This is a genomic window from Burkholderia sp. Bmkn7 (assembly GCF_041103175.1).
Taxonomy (GTDB): domain Bacteria; phylum Pseudomonadota; class Gammaproteobacteria; order Burkholderiales; family Burkholderiaceae; genus Burkholderia; species Burkholderia cepacia.
This window is the reverse complement of the sequence record NZ_JBGCUH010000001.1, coordinates 409,155-421,650: the sequence shown is the minus strand read 5'-3', so window position 1 is coordinate 421,650 and position 12,496 is coordinate 409,155. Positions and strand designations below refer to the sequence as shown.

At 67.3% G+C, this 12,496-nt stretch carries 12 protein-coding genes; 11 read left to right on the top strand and 1 reads right to left on the bottom strand.

What is annotated here, in order from left to right; translation table 11 throughout:
- Positions 1 to 50: 50 nt before the first annotated feature.
- The 9 genes from AB3K92_RS01835 to AB3K92_RS01795 all read left to right on the top strand — a co-directional run bounded on the left by AB3K92_RS01835 (position 51) and on the right by AB3K92_RS01795 (position 8,633).
- Positions 51 to 911 (top strand): GNAT family N-acetyltransferase, encoded by an 861-nt coding sequence (locus AB3K92_RS01835; protein WP_219704777.1) that lies wholly within the window; start codon positions 51 to 53, stop codon positions 909 to 911.
- Between the two features lie 12 nt (positions 912 to 923).
- Entirely contained in the window at positions 924 to 1,850 is a 927-nt protein-coding gene (locus tag AB3K92_RS01830) for a glyoxylate/hydroxypyruvate reductase A (protein ID WP_059555402.1), read from the top strand.
- A 161-nt stretch (positions 1,851 to 2,011) separates the two neighbouring features.
- Complete coding sequence (locus AB3K92_RS01825) at positions 2,012 to 3,412, top strand: aspartate aminotransferase family protein (RefSeq protein ID WP_219704776.1); 1,401 nt, start codon at positions 2,012 to 2,014, stop codon at positions 3,410 to 3,412.
- Positions 3,413 to 3,497: 85 nt separating this feature from the next.
- On the top strand, positions 3,498 to 3,989 hold the full coding sequence (locus tag AB3K92_RS01820) for an Lrp/AsnC family transcriptional regulator (RefSeq protein WP_006749694.1): 492 nt from the start codon (positions 3,498 to 3,500) through the stop codon (positions 3,987 to 3,989).
- A 105-nt stretch (positions 3,990 to 4,094) separates the two neighbouring features.
- Entirely contained in the window at positions 4,095 to 5,567 is a 1,473-nt protein-coding gene (locus AB3K92_RS01815) for an NAD-dependent succinate-semialdehyde dehydrogenase (RefSeq protein ID WP_301853456.1), read from the top strand.
- A 131-nt stretch (positions 5,568 to 5,698) separates the two neighbouring features.
- Positions 5,699 to 6,295 (top strand): TetR/AcrR family transcriptional regulator, encoded by a 597-nt coding sequence (locus AB3K92_RS01810; protein ID WP_048027395.1) that lies wholly within the window; start codon positions 5,699 to 5,701, stop codon positions 6,293 to 6,295.
- Positions 6,296 to 6,344: 49 nt separating this feature from the next.
- Complete coding sequence (locus AB3K92_RS01805; protein WP_301853458.1) at positions 6,345 to 7,826, top strand: MFS transporter; 1,482 nt, start codon at positions 6,345 to 6,347, stop codon at positions 7,824 to 7,826.
- 70 nt (positions 7,827 to 7,896) lie between these two features.
- A complete protein-coding gene (locus AB3K92_RS01800) occupies positions 7,897 to 8,205 on the top strand; it encodes an EthD family reductase (RefSeq protein ID WP_059492892.1) in 309 nt (102 codons plus the stop codon).
- A gap of 128 nt (positions 8,206 to 8,333) precedes the next feature.
- Positions 8,334 to 8,633, top strand: coding sequence for a hypothetical protein (locus AB3K92_RS01795; RefSeq protein WP_301853459.1), 300 nt, complete (start codon positions 8,334 to 8,336; stop codon positions 8,631 to 8,633).
- Between the two features lie 121 nt (positions 8,634 to 8,754).
- Here the strand turns inward: AB3K92_RS01795 and AB3K92_RS01790 are convergent, their stop codons facing one another.
- Positions 8,755 to 10,230, bottom strand: coding sequence for an HD domain-containing phosphohydrolase (locus AB3K92_RS01790; protein WP_301853460.1), 1,476 nt, complete (start codon positions 10,228 to 10,230; stop codon positions 8,755 to 8,757).
- A 294-nt stretch (positions 10,231 to 10,524) separates the two neighbouring features.
- Between AB3K92_RS01790 and AB3K92_RS01785 the strand changes: the two genes are divergently transcribed.
- Positions 10,525 to 11,100: a DUF308 domain-containing protein gene (locus AB3K92_RS01785; protein ID WP_059862254.1), complete on the top strand. Its 576-nt coding sequence runs from the start codon at positions 10,525 to 10,527 to the stop codon at positions 11,098 to 11,100.
- 411 nt (positions 11,101 to 11,511) lie between these two features.
- Positions 11,512 to 12,411, top strand: a complete 900-nt coding sequence (gene bla / locus AB3K92_RS01780; RefSeq protein ID WP_021163199.1) for a class A beta-lactamase — start codon at positions 11,512 to 11,514, stop codon at positions 12,409 to 12,411.
- The last annotated feature ends 85 nt before the right edge of the window (positions 12,412 to 12,496 follow it).

Below are 12,496 nucleotides of genomic sequence, written 5' to 3'. Positions count from 1 at the left end.
GGTGTCGCTGGCAGAGTCGATATGTCATTCCTACCCATCCGGAGTCCAGCGTGTCCGATCTCAACCCTTCCCGCACGCTTATCTATCGTCGGTTCGCCGAAACCGACCTGCCCGCCGCGCATCGTCTGTCGGAAGCAGTCAAGTGGCCGCACCGGCTCGACGACTGGCGCTTCGTGCTCCAGCTCGGCGACGGCTTCGTCGCCGAGGACGAAACCGGCATCGTCGGTACCGCGCTCGGCTGGCGCTTCGGCGAAGCGCACGCATCGCTCGGCATGGTCATCGTGTCGCCCGAGCACCAGGGCCGCGGCATCGGGCGCGAACTGCTCACCCGCGTGGTCGACAGCTTCGGCACGCGAACCATTTTTCTGCACGCGACGCCGGCCGGCGAGCCGCTGTACGCGAAATTCGCGTTCGAGGTGATCGATACGATCGACCAGCACCAGGGTGCCGCCTTCCAGCCGCCGCTGATATCGCTGCCGCCCGGCGAGCGCCTGCGGCCCATCGGCGCAAACGACGGCCCGCGACTTGCCGCGCTCGCGTCGCGGGCCGCGGGTTATCGACGCGACGAGGTGATCGAGGCGCTGCTCGGCGTCGCGAACGGCATCGCCCTCGATCGCGACGGCGAACTGCTCGGCTTCGCGCTGTTCCGACGCTTCGGCCGCGGCCATGCGATCGGCCCGGTGGTCGCGCCGGACGCGCAGCGCGCGCAGGCGCTGATCAGCCACTGGCTCGCGCTGCACGAAGGGAAGTTCGTGCGGCTCGACGTGCCGGGCGACAGCGGGCTGTCCGACTGGTTGCAGGGGCTCGGGCTGCCGCGCGTCGATACCGTCGTCGCGATGGCGCGCGGCGCAACGCCCGCGCGCGACCCGGCGCTGCGGGCGTTCGCGATCGTGAACCAGGCCCTCGGTTGAGCGGTACCCACGATGAGCTTTCTCTACAAGGCCGACCCGGTGCGCGGTGCGCAATGGGCACAGCGCTTCGCGCAGCAGGCGCCCGAGCTGCCGTTCCGGATCTGGCCGGACCTCGGCGATCCTGAAGCCGTCCGTTATCTCGCCGCGTGGCAGCCGCCCGACGATCCGGCCACGCTGCTGCCGAATCTCGAAGTCGTGTTCTCGGTCGGCGCCGGCATCGATCAGTTCGACCTGTCGCGCGTGCCGGCGCATATCCCGGTCGTGCGGATGATCGAGCCGGGCATCGTCGAAGGCATGGTCGAGTACGTGACGCAGGCCGTGCTGACGATCCACCGCGACCTGCTCGACTACGCGGCGCAGCAGCGCGCGCAAGTGTGGCGCGAGCAGCCGGTGCGCGCGGCCGCGTCGCGGCGCGTCGGCGTGCTCGGGCTCGGCACGCTCGGCCAGGCCGTGCTCGATACGCTGCGCCGCTTCGGCTTCCCGTGCGCCGGCTGGAGCCGCACGCCGCGCACGCTCGACGGCATCGACTGCTACGCGGGCGACGCGGCACTCGACGCGTTCCTCGCCCGCACCGACATCCTGATCTGCCTGCTCCCGCTCACCGACGATACGCGCGGGCTGCTCGGCGCACGCGTGTTCGATGCGCTGCCGGCGGGCGCGTCGCTCGTGCAGGTCGGGCGCGGCCCGCAGCTCGACGAAACCGCGCTGCTCGCGGGGCTCGCGAGCGGGCGGCTCGACAGCGCGATCCTCGACGTAACGGACCCCGAACCATTGCCGGCCGGCCATCCGTTCTGGACGCATCCGCGCATCCGGATCACGCCGCACATCGCGAGCGCGACGCGGCCGGACACCGCGGTCGAGGCCGTGCTCGCGAACCTCGCGCGCCATCGCGCGGGGCAGCCGATGATCGGCGTCGTCGATCGCGCGCGCGGCTACTGACGCGTGCGCCCGGGCCGGCGGGGCGCGCAGCAGAAAATGCCGCAGCGCCCCGCACAAACGCCGCGTTCGTATGTTTCAGACTGCAAATTGAAAACGCATGAGGATGGCTCGCCCGGTAGCATGAACTCATCGCTGACACCCGACGAGAGTCCCGCCCTGCCATGAACCACGCCGCGCTGATCGAAGCTGATCGTCAACACCTGATCCACCCCGTCGTCAACTATCGTGCGCACGAGGCGCGCGGCGTCACCGTGCTCGAATCCGCCGACGGCGTGTTCCTGCGCGACGCCGCGGGCCACACGCTGCTCGATGCGTTCTCGGGCCTGTGGTGCGTCAACGTCGGCTACGGCCGCGACAGCATCGTGAAGGCCGCCGCCAGCCAGTTGGCGAAACTGCCCTACGCGACCGGTTATTTCCATTTCGGCTCGCAGCCCGCGATCGAGCTGGCCGAACGGCTCGCGGCGCTCGCGCCGCCGTCGCTGAACCGCGTGTACTTCACGCTCGGCGGCTCGGACGCGGTCGATTCCGCGATCCGCTTCATCACGCACTATTTCAACGCGACCGGCCGCCCGTCGAAGAAGCAGATGATTGCGCTCGAGCGCGGTTATCACGGCTCGTCGTCGGTCGGCGCGGGCCTCACCGCGCTGCCCGCGTTCCACCGCCATTTCGACCTGCCGCGCGCGGACCAGCACCACATTCCGTCGCCCTACCCGTACCGCCATCCGCTCGGCGGCGATCCGCAGGCGCTGATCGCCGCGTCGGTGGCCGCGCTGGAAGCCAAGGTTGCCGAACTCGGTGCCGACAACGTCGCCGCGTTCTTCTGCGAACCCGTGCAGGGTTCCGGCGGCGTGATCGTGCCGCCGGCCGGCTGGCTGAAGGCGATGCGCGACGCGTGCCGGCGCCTCGGCATCCTGTTCGTCGCCGACGAGGTGATCACCGGCTTCGGCCGCACGGGCCCGCTGTTCGCGTGCGAGACCGAACAGGTCGATCCGGACCTGATGACCGTCGCGAAGGGGCTGACGGCCGGCTATGCGCCGATGGGCGCGGTGCTGATGTCCGACGAAGTCTACGAAGGGATCGCGGGCAGCCGTGCCGAGTCGGCCGCGGTCGGGCACGGTCATACGTATTCCGCGCACCCGGTCAGCGCGACGATCGGCCTCGAGGTGCTGAAGCTCTATCACGAAGGCGGACTGCTCGCGAACGGCCAGGCGCTGGCGCCGCGCTTCGCGGCGGGGCTCGATGCGCTGCGCGCGCATCCGCTCGTCGGCGACGCGCGGTCGGCCGGCCTGCTCGGCGCACTCGAGCTGGTCGCCGACAAGGCGCACAAGACGCGCTTCGACGCGACGCTGAACGTGCCGGACAAGATCGCGGCGGCCGCCTACGCGAACGGCGTGGTGTTTCGCGCGTTCGGCGACGGCGTGCTCGGCTTCGCGCCGGCGCTGAGCTTCACCGCGGGCGAGTTCGACCTGATGTTCGAACGCGTGCGCAAGACGCTCGACGACGTGCTGGCCGATCCGGGCGTGCAGCGCGCCCTCGACGCCGCGCACGCGCAGCCGGCCTGACCGGCCAAGGGAAAGCCGGGCTTGTGGCGGCCATCGTTCGACTCTAAAGTAACCGGACATTCCATTTTTTCCGACTCACGTGAACATGACGGACAGCAAGCTGGATCGCATCGACCTGCGCATCCTCTCCCAGTTGCAGAAGCGCGGCCGCATGACCAACGTCGAGCTGGCGGATGCGGTCGGGCTGTCGCCGAGCCCCTGCCTGATCCGCGTGAAGCGGCTCGAGAAGGCCGGCTACATCGGCGGCTACGGCGCGCACATCCAGCTCGAGAAGCTCGGCGACGTGCAGGTCGTGTTCACCGAGGTCACGCTGGCCGACCACCGGCGCGAGGACTTCGACCGCTTCGTCGCGGCGATCCGCAACGTCGACGAGATCGTCGAATGCCACCTCGCGAGCGGCGGCTACGACTATCTGCTGAAGTTCATCACGCGCAGCGTCAGCCATTACCAGACGATCGTCGAAGGGCTGCTCGAGCAAAACATCGGCATCGAGAAGTATTTCAGTTACGTGATCATCAAATCGCCGTTCGTCAAACGGCACTACCCGCTCGAATCGCTGTTCGGCGAACGTCACTGACGGGCGGCCTGCGGCAACCCCGAACGCGGCAACGTGCTGTCCGCGCGGGGTAGTCGCGCGCCCGCGCCTCCGCCTTCGCCGATCCGCTTCCTCCAAGGACCTGTCATGCCGCTTACGCTGTCCCGAACCGAACTCGTTCGCACCGCCAACCTGATCGACGGAACGTGGCGCGACGCGCTCGACGGCCGTCGCTTCGACGTCGTCGATCCCGCGACGCTCGACATCGTCGCGCACGCACCCGACAGCGGCGCCGCCGACGCGCGCGCCGCGACGGACGCGGCCGCACGCGCGCTGCCCGCATGGCGCGCGACCCCCGCCCGCGAACGGGCAGCGATCCTGCGCGCATGGCATGCCGCGATCGTCGCGCATACCAACGATCTCGCGAAACTGATGTCGCGCGAACAGGGCAAGCCGCTCGCGGAAGCGCGCGGTGAAGTCGCATACGGCGCGTCGTACGTGCTGTGGTTCGCCGAGGAAGCGACACGCGCGTATGGCGACCTGATTCCGCAGCAGCAGCGCGGCAAGCGGCTGAGCGCGGTGAAGGAGCCGATCGGCATCGTCGCCGCGATCACGCCGTGGAACTTCCCGCTCGCAATGATCGCGCGCAAGATCGCGCCCGCCCTCGCGGCCGGCTGCACGGTGGTCGCGAAGCCGGCAGAGGACACGCCGCTGACCGCGCTCGCGCTCGCGTTTCTCGCGCAGGAAGCCGGCGTGCCGGCCGGCGTGCTGAACCTGATCACCGCGTCGCGTGAACGCGGCATCGAAGCCGCGGCCGACTGGCTCGCCGACGGCCGCGTGCGCAAGATCACGTTCACCGGCTCGACGCCTGTCGGCAAGCTGCTCGCACGCGAATCGGCGGCGACGTTGAAGAAGCTGTCGCTGGAGTTGGGCGGCAATGCGCCGTTCATCGTGTTCGACGATGCCGAACTCGATGCCGCGGTCGACGGGCTGATGGCCGCCAAGTTCCGCAATGGCGGGCAGACGTGCGTGTCGCCGAATCGCGTCTACGTACAGGCCGGCGTCTACGACGCATTCGCCGCGAAGCTCGCCGCGCGCGTCGCCGCGCTGAAGGTCGCGCCGGCGACCGACCCGGCCGCGCAGATCGGCCCGATGATCAACGCGCGCGCGGTGGACAAGATTGCCCGCCACGTCGGCGACGCCATCGAGCGCGGCGCGCGCGTGCTCGCCGGGGGCAAGCGTCTGGTCGAACTCGGTGCGAACTATTACGCACCGACGGTGCTCGCCGACGCCACCGCCGACATGCAGCTGACCTGCGAGGAAACCTTCGGCCCGGTCGCCGCGCTGTTTCGCTTCGACACCGAGGACGAAGCGGTCGATGCCGCGAACGACACGCCGTTCGGGCTCGCCGCGTATTTCTACACGCAGGACGTGCGGCGCATCGCGCGCGTGTCGGCACGGCTCGAAACGGGCATCGTCGGGATCAACGAAGGCGCGCTCGCGAGCGAGGCCGCACCGTTCGGCGGCGTGAAGGAATCGGGTTATGGTCGCGAAGGCTCGCGCTACGGGCTCGACGATTATCTGTCGATCAAGTACCTGTGCCAGGGCGGGCTCGACTGATCGGATGAATCCGGGCCGTCCGCGAGGCGGCCCTCGCCGCGCCCGGTCGTCAGGCATGCGTTGACATCGGAACCGATCGGTCCATATAATGCATCCAACTTTTGGCACCGCATCGTTTGCGACACCGATCAATGGCAAATCCGGCTGGCGTGGGCCGCCCACGCGAATTCGAACTTGGCGATGCCGCGCGCGACGCGATGGACGTTTTCTGGGACCGCGGATACGAAGGCGCGTCCCTGCCCGACCTGATGGCCGGCACCGGCCTGTCGCGCGGTAGCCTGTACAAGGCGTTCGGCGACAAGAAGGCGCTGCTGCTGGCGGCGCTCGACCTGTACATGGCCGACGGGCTCAAGGCGACCGCGGACATTCTGTCGCAACCCGGCGCCGTCAAGGATGCGATTCGCGATTCGCTGCTGCGCTATGCGCGCCTGTCCGTCGGCGAGGCGGGCCGGCGCGGATGTCTCGCGGTCGCGATGACCACGGAACTGGCCGCGCGCGACGCGGATGTCGCGGAGCGCACCGGGCGCATGTTCCGGCGGCTGCAACAGCTCTATGCCGGTGCGATCGTCCGTGGCCAGGCGAGCGGCGAGATCGCCGAGCAGGACGAGCAGGTGCTGGCGCGTTTGCTCGTCTGCCAGATCGAGGGGATGCGCGTGCTGGGCAAAACCGGCGTGTCCGAGCAGGACATGCTCGCGCTGGTCGACCGCACGATGCGCATCCTCGACTGATTTTTTTTACCCAATTTGGAACTAATCGGTTCCGTATGGAGAGCCGTCCATGTCACGGAATGACCCCGTATCACCCGACCCGCGCCGCTGGGCGATGTTTGCGGTCCTGCTCGTCGGCGCGTTCCTGCCGCCGCTGGATTTCTTCATCGTCAACGTCGCGCTGCCGTCGATCCGCGCGGAACTGGGCGCCTCGTCGTCGGCCGAGCAACTCGTCATCTCGTCGTATGCGGGCCTGTACGCGGTGACGCTGATCACCGGCGGGCGATTGGGCGACCTGTTCGGCCGCGGCCGCGTGTTTTTCCTCGGGTTGATCGGCTTTGCGATCGCCTCGACGCTGTGCGGTCTCGCGAGCTCGCCGTGGACGCTCATCGTCGGCCGCGCGTTGCAGGGCGTGACGGCCGCGATCATGGCGCCGCAGGCGCTCGCTTCGATCCAGGCGATCTTCCCCGAAGCGGAAAAGCCGCTCGCGCTCAGCTTGTACGGCGCGGTATTCGGCCTCGCCGCCGTGGTCGGGCAGGCGCTGGGCGGGATCCTGATCTCGCTGAATCTGTTGAATCTGGGCTGGCGCACGATCTTCCTCGTCAACCTGCCGCTGGCGATTCTGGTCGTCCTGTTCGGGATTCCGCTGCTGAAGGAAACGCGTGCGCAGCATGCGCGCAAGCTCGACCTCGGCGGTACCGCGCTGTCGATGCTGACGCTGGGCGCGCTGATCGTGCCGCTGATCGAGGGGCGCGAGGCAGGCTGGCCGGTATGGGCATGGGTGTCGCTGCTCGCGGTGCCGGCCCTCGCCGGGTTCTTCTGGCGCTACGAGCGCCGGCTCGGCCGCCGCGGCGGCGCACCGCTGCTCGATCCGGCCGCGCTGCGCGCACCGGGGCTCGGCCGCGCGTTGCTGATCGCGCTGCTGCTGTACTCGATCGGCGCGTTCTTCCTGCTGTTCTCGGTGTATCTGCAGAATGCGTTGCACGTCGACGCACTGAGCGCGGGCCTCGTGTTCTTGCCGTTCGGCGTCGGGTTCCTGCTCGGCCCGTTGTCGACGCCTGCCTGCACGCGTGTCATCGGCGCTTACGTCAATCCGTTCGGCATGAGTCTGGAGATCGTCGGGCTCGTCGGCCTCGCGTGGTTGATCGATGCCACGCCGATCGGGATGCCGCTCGCGGCCGCGCCGCTCGCCGTCGTGCTCTTCGTCATCGGTTTCGGACAAGGTCTCGCGCTGCCGACGCTGATGCGCATGGTGACGGGGCGCGTCGCACCGGCGCTGTCCGGCATGATCGCCGGCATCGCCAGCTCGACGCTGCAGGTCAGCACGTCGCTGAGCGTGGCGATCATCGGCGGCATTTTCTATACGACGCTCGGCACGCGCCACGATCCGGCGGCCATCGCGCATGCGTTCATCGTCGCACTGCTGTCGATCTCGGTGTTCCTCGCCGTGGGCGCCACGCTGGGCGTCTCGCTTGCACGGGCGGGCGCCGCGCACACGTCGATGCGGGCCGCCGCGCGTCCGGGCTTCGTCCCCGAACGCGAACGGCCGTGATCGTTTGTATTTGCCCGTATTTTCCCGTACAGACATTCATCGCCGCGTCAGTCCGACCTGGAGGTTCTTCGTGTATTTCATCGTCTCCTATCGCCGAGCCGCGGGCACGCGATTCGATGCCCGTTACTACGTCGAACGACACATTCCGCTGGTGGAAAAATCCTGGAAGCCGTACGGGCTCGAAGCCATCGACGCTTTCTTTCCAGCACGTGAGGATAGCGAACTGATCGTCGTGGCGATGTGCCGTTTCAAGGACAGTGCGGGGCTGGACGCTGCGTTCGCGTCCGCGGAGACGGCAGACATCATGGCAGATATCGATGCGTTCACCGACATCGAACCCGATCGGCTCATCACGGACGTGTTCCCGCGCGTGTCGTAGCGGCGATCGCGCGCCGCCATGCATCGGTTTCGGCCGGCGCCATCGGTCACTTGTCCGATGGCGCCGCGAACGATCGGGTGTCAGGATAGGCAACCGTCACGCGATACCGGACCGGGAGGATCACTGCAATGTCGGGACGTCAGATCTTCATCGTCGCATTGGCGAGCGGCCTGCCGCGTGCGTTCGGCGTGCTCGCTATCGTGTCGGGCCTGTTTCAGATCGGCACCGCAGTGCATCGCGGGACGCACGCCGACGCGCCGGTGCAAACGGTCTCGGGTGGAGCGCGAATGGCGCTGGCCGGCGCGCTGCTTTCCTGCGAAGCCGTCGGTGCCGTCTACTTCGCAATCGCGGCGTTGGGGTACGGTTGGGCCGACACCGACGCGACAGCCTCGGATCGCAGGGAACGGATCAACGACTGGCCGACTTGAATGGTGCAACCGCCATCTTCGATACGCGAGATAAGCCACCGGACAGCGGAGCGTCAAAGGTCGCGCCGGCCCGACGGGCCGTCCGCACACACACGAAAGCGAATCCGCGTCGCGGAGCCCGTCAGAGCAGCCCCAGCGCCGACGCCTTGAGGGTCGCCGCGGCGCGCGTCGAACATTCGAGCTTGCGGAACGCCTTCTCGACATGGGTGCGCACCGTGCTCGGACTCATCGCGAGCGCCTGCGCAACCTGCTTGTTGCTCGCACCGCGGGAGATTGCCCGCAGGACGTCGATTTCCCGCGCGGACAGGCGCGGGCCAACGGCCGACGCGCCCACGGCGATGCGCCGGGGCACGGGCGCCCCGCCCGTCACGAGCGCGGCCACCACTTCGCCGCATAGCCGGCCGCACGCGGCTTCTTCCTGCAACTGGACGGCGGCGGCTGCATCGCTCAGCGCCGCGCGCCACGGACGCGCCGAGCGCAACGCGACCCACGCCAGCGACGCCGCCAGCACGCGCGCTTCGAGCGTCAGCGCCGCATCGCTTGCGCCGCGGAAATAGCCCGAACCGTCCTGCCGCTCGTAGGCATACGACGCAAGCACCGCGGCTTCGCCGAGCGCGCCGGTCTGCCGGCCGGCGCGCTCGGTCCAGTACGGGACGAGTCGCACCTTTTCCCATGCGCTCGCAGGCAGCCGCGTCGGCAGATTCCACACGTCGTTCGGCACCGCGGCCCTGCCGATGCCATGAATCAGTCCGGCCCGGTACACGCGTTCGCGCGCGGCCTCGTCCGGCGACAGACGGCCGTAACAGGCGGCCGCCGTCGCCGCGACCGAACGCGAAAAACCCGTCATCCACGGCAGTTTCAGATCGATGACGTCCGCAATCACTTCGGCGGACGTCGCGCCCTGCATGTCCGGCGTGGCCAATGCGGCGTCCAGGTCGGCGGGCGCCATGTGCTCGAGCGCCGCCAGCCAGCGCGGTGCGTCGCGCGCAGCCGTCTCGACGAGCACGGCCGGATAACGTGACCCCGCGCGCTGGCCGATCAAGTCGAGTGCCTGTTCGATGCCGTACGTGCGGCTGAACACGTCGAGGTCGCCCGCCAGCGCGACGATCGACACGGCGGGCGGCACCTGTTCGCGTTCGAGCCGCGCAGGCAGCCCGTTGCCGTCCCAGGTTTCGAAAATGTGCCGCAGCGCGGTTTCCGTCGCGCTGGACAGGCCGAGTATTCGCGCGACCTCGCCCGAGACTTCGCAATGAATCTGCGCGAGCGGGATCAGCGCGACACCGGCGCCGCCGATCGCTTCAGCCATACCGGGCCGACTCTCGAGCATCGCGGCGCGGATCGCGACGTCATCGCCGAATACCTGCGCGAAACCTGCCGCGTTCGCCGTGCAGCCCGACCAGCGCAACAGCGCCACCTCGCGAGCCGTGTCGCACACCGATGCATCGAATCGTGCCGCGTGCGCGAGCTGCGCCGCCAGCCAACCGGTGCGCGGCGAATGGTCGGTCGGCTGGCCCATGCTGAGATCGCCGATGAAGGCCAGCGCGCGTACGGCGTCGACTATGCGCAGCGGGGCGTGACGGGCTTCGGCGTCGGGCATCGGGTGGGCGGGGAGATTCGTGAGGATGGGAAAACGATCATACGCGACGGCGTCGCGGCGTGCAGGGGCATGCGCGTCGGGCGGGCGCCCCGGGGCCAACACGGTGCGATGTTCGCTCGCATCTCTGCGGAGCGCCCCGCGGATTTCGCCATCGGACATCTGACCGATGGCGGCAGGCGCGGACGATTGCGATACTCGGCGCACTGGAGATTCCGGCCGGCGCCGCATCCGAATCCGCGGGGCGGACATCCTGCGTGCCGGCCGGAACGACGTTTCGATGTAAAAGGAGTGCAAATGACTGATCGCTACCCTGAATTCCACGCCCTGGCCGACGAACACTGGCTGAAGCGGTACTACTTTTCCCGGGCGGTGTTCTCGCTGATCTGGGTCGCGCTGGCGTTTTCCGTCGGCCGGCAGAGCGCGGCCGGCGCGGCGGTCCTGCTGGTCGTTTATCCGGCCTGGGATGCGCTCGCCAATTTCGTCGACCTGTCCCGCAGCGGCGGGATGGCGGCAAACCGCACGCAGGCGGCCAACGTCGCGATCAGCGCCGTCACGACACTGGCGGTATTTCCGGCGTTGAATGCGGGCCTGCCCGCGGTACTCGCGGTGTTCGGTGTCTGGGCGATTCTGTCCGGCGCGCTGCAGCTCGGCACTGCCGTGCGGCGGTGGAAGCAGGCCGGCGCGCAGTGGGTGATGGTGCTGAGCGGCGCGCAATCGGCGTTGGCCGGGTTGTTCTTCATTTTGCAAAGCCATGCGCCGATGCCGCCGGCGATCGTTAAGATCGCGGGTTACGCGGGAGTGGGTGCGCTTTATTTCCTGATATCCGCCATCTGGCTGCAGGTGCGGGGGATGCGGCGCAGGGTGTCGTGAGCCGTCGGGTGCGAATGAAGACCTGGACACGGCCGCGAATGGCTCTGAACGACCCGAAACGAACCATCGGGTTTCTCGGGAGCGGCCGTTCGCCTAGAAACATTCCCGAAATCTACTGAGGCGCAACCTTGTGGTGCAGTGATCGATCTGGTCTCTTATGACAGGCTTTTGTAGGCGACTCGGGGCTCTAGATCTGCCGGCTGATAGAGGCCTGAGTGACCTTCATTTTCGATGTCGTACAAGCGAAACTCGGACAGCCGCGCTGCCGACTTAAAACCGCGAAGGTCATTCAAGGGCGACTCGTTTGCATGTCGGAGGTATAAATTTTCCTTGGACGTCGCGCAATATTTCATTGTTTTTCGCTCGGACGAAGAGGTGCGATATTGGCGATTCTTCCGGGGAGGTGGTTAATTGATTACACGAAGGCAATTCACCGTTACGGCATTGGCCAGTGCGATAGCCGGTGTTGCGGCTCAAGCAGTTTGCTCGGCGGCGCACGCGCAGCAGGGCACGGTGCTCGCGAGCCCGTTTGAGATGCGACTAGCGCAAATCGAGGCGCAGGTCGGCGGGCGACTCGGCGTGGCAATACTCGATACCGCTAGCGGGAAGCAAGTGGGTTGGCGCATGTATGAGCGCTTTCCGATGTGCAGCACGTTCAAGATCCTGTTGGCGTCACTGGTGTTGATGCGTACGGACCACGGCCAAGAAGATCTCACGCGTAAGATCGTATTTTCGAAGCGCGAAGTGGTGCCTTCTTCACCCGTCAGCGGCCCGCGCGCGGACAGTGACGGGATGACGATCGCGGAACTCTGCGAAGCAGCGCTCACACACAGCGACAATACGGCGGGAAATCTATTGCTTACAAGCGTTGGCGGCCCAACAGGACTTACTGCCTTCGCACGCAGCATTGGTGACAAATTCACCAGACTTGATCGCAACGAGCCAGCACTTAACGAAGCAGCAGAGGGGGATCCGCGTGATTCGACGACGCCGGCCGCGATCCTCTCGGACATGCACGCGCTTTTGCTCGGGAGCACCCTTTCGTCGAGTTCTCGCGACCAGCTCATCGCCTGGCTTGTCTCCAACAAGACCGGAGACGCACGTTTGCGCGCTCGATTGCCAAAAGACTGGCGCATCGGTGACAAGACGGGCACAGGCGATCACGGTACCGTCAACGACATTGCTGTTGTATGGCCTGCGGGCCGCGCGCCGGTCTTCGTAGGTGCGTACCTCACGGGAGCGACGAACGCGACCTCGACACAGCGCGATGAGGCTATCGCAAAAATTGGCGAACTGGTCACGGAAATATAGCGGCGTCGAGAAGTCTATTGTTCCGCTTACGTTTATACTTGTGTTCTTAACGAAATATTTATAATTAAAAATTGATCTATGCGTT